Source organism: Dickeya sp. CFBP 2040, from assembly GCF_012273755.1.
In the GTDB taxonomy this organism is placed as follows: domain Bacteria; phylum Pseudomonadota; class Gammaproteobacteria; order Enterobacterales; family Enterobacteriaceae; genus Dickeya; species Dickeya poaceiphila.
The window spans coordinates 1-1,995 of record NZ_JAAVXH010000119.1 but is presented as its reverse complement, the minus strand read 5'-3'; the positions used below and the strand labels follow the sequence as shown (position 1 = coordinate 1,995).

At 42.1% G+C, this 1,995-nt stretch carries 1 protein-coding gene; it reads left to right on the top strand.

The genetic code is table 11. The annotated features are described in order from the left end of the window. The first annotated feature begins 448 nt into the window (after positions 1–448). Entirely contained in the window at positions 449–1,873 is a 1,425-nt protein-coding gene (gene mobQ / locus Dpoa2040_RS17750; RefSeq protein ID WP_168642097.1) for a MobQ family relaxase, read from the top strand. Positions 1,874–1,995: the final 122 nt, after the last annotated feature.

Sequence of the window (1,995 nt, the reverse complement as noted above, 5' to 3'; positions counted from 1 at the left end):
AATTGTGCAACAGGGAAAACTACAGATAAAATTACTTATTTTCTTGTTTTAGCGTTTTCCCGCCTTACGGCGGGATAAATTAACACTCCTTTTGTCCTTCGGACGCTATCTAAACCCATCGTTATAATATCGAAGGAATACTTCGCCCGTTTATCCAGATTGCGCCGTTTAATTCGGCGTTTTGTTTTACAGGGATTAATATATTTCGTATTAATTAAGTAGGGAGGCTTTTACATTGTCTCTATTTTTTAATAAGACAATGCCCACTTATACACTGCTACGCAGTGTGTGGGGTCTACCGACGGTTGCCTGCCGCAGGCTAACACCGTTTCCTTCGGAAACAAAGTCAACGTCAACCCCGAAGTTTTTCTTGCGAAAAACTAACGGCAGCATAGTTATCGTTGCGTTTTATATTTTGTTTTTATTTTATATTGAGGTCTTTTATTATATGGCGATATTTCATCTGGAGTTTAAAATTGTGAAACGTTCTGAGGGTATGTCTTCCTGCAGGAAGGCAGCCTATCATGCACGTTGCAGAATAACAGATGATCGCACAGGAAATACCTACGATTTCAGCCACAGAACAGATTTATTCCATCATCTGATATTAGCACCTGTTTCCGCACCTGCTCATATTATCGAAAATTCAAGTGCCTTGTGGAATGAAGTTGAAAGGGTTGAACGTCAGAAGGACGGTCAAACAGCACGTTATTTTGATGTGGCTATTCCCTGCGAACTGAACAATGAAGACAAGATAAAACTGGTCGTTGAATACTGCCAGAAGAATTTCGTTGATAAAGGAATGATTGCCGATATCGCATTCCACGATTTGGATGGTCAAAACCCTCATGCACATGTGATGTTGACATTAAAACCGATCACCGCTGATGGCTTTGGTAAAAAAGAAAGGAGCTGGAACGACAAGAAAAACGTAATTCTTTGGCGTGAAGCGTGGTCTGCTCTTGCCAATAGCTACCTTGAGGCATCAGGCGTGTCAGAACGTATTGATCATCGTTCTATTGAGGCTCAACATAATGAAGCACTCGAACATGCTGCTATTACCTTGGATGCAGAAGAAAAAGCGCTATGGCTTGCCAAGGCAACAGCAACCAGCCGTCCCCCTATGCAACGTGTTCATCGTGCCAAGTGGAACAGTCGAAGCGTTCAGGAAAAACGTGCTGCTGAACAGGCTGTACGCGATGAGATGAAACAGGAAGCACAGGCCACATATAGTGTATTCAAAGATTTGGATCTTCAGATCGTTGTTGACCTCAGAAGCTTTACTGTGTCGCAGCTTCCTGAACCCGTTGAAATCGTCTTACCTGAAATACAACCTCGAACAGAGTTCTCTGAGACAGCTTCACAGTCAGCATCATCAGAAGACCAAAAACCTGTTCTGGTTGCCCCTGCGCCTCATACACGCACTAAACTGAAAACCTCTCCCTCTCCAACTGCCAGAGCGGTCAAACGCGCTCCTGTTAAAAGCAAGAGGAAGCAGGTTAAACCCCGTCAGGATGGTATCTTTAAACGTTTCACTTTACTGGTAGTAGGATATATAAGAGAAAAATTTGTGTGGGCCAAGAAGAAACCCGCTCCTGTTTCCGTTGATGTTGATCACGATAAACGTATAGCTGAAAACTATGTCTTTGATGAAGTTAAAGGCATCTATGTTTCACGCGTTGAGTATGAAAAACGTCTCGCATTCAACAGTGACAGCTATAGTCCAACACCTAATGAGATCAGGCGTTTTCCAAGTCGTCCGGTTAAGTCAGTCCAGCCTGATGACGATCTTGACTACATCCCAACACTAGCGGCGAATAGGAAAAAATCAGTACCTAAATTGAGACCGCATAATGTTTATAAAGACAGATAATGACTGTAATGATACAGAGAGGTTATGAGTTATTTTAAAAAATCAACTCAATGCATCCGATCATATAACTAATTGTTATATTGAAACGAAAACCCACTGTAGCCATTATCAAGAAATGATGA

Coding starts and splice junctions, on each gene's coding strand:
- mobQ (WP_168642097.1), top strand. CDS start 449: ATGGCGATATTTCATCTGGAGTTTAAAATTGTGAAACGTTCTGAGGGT.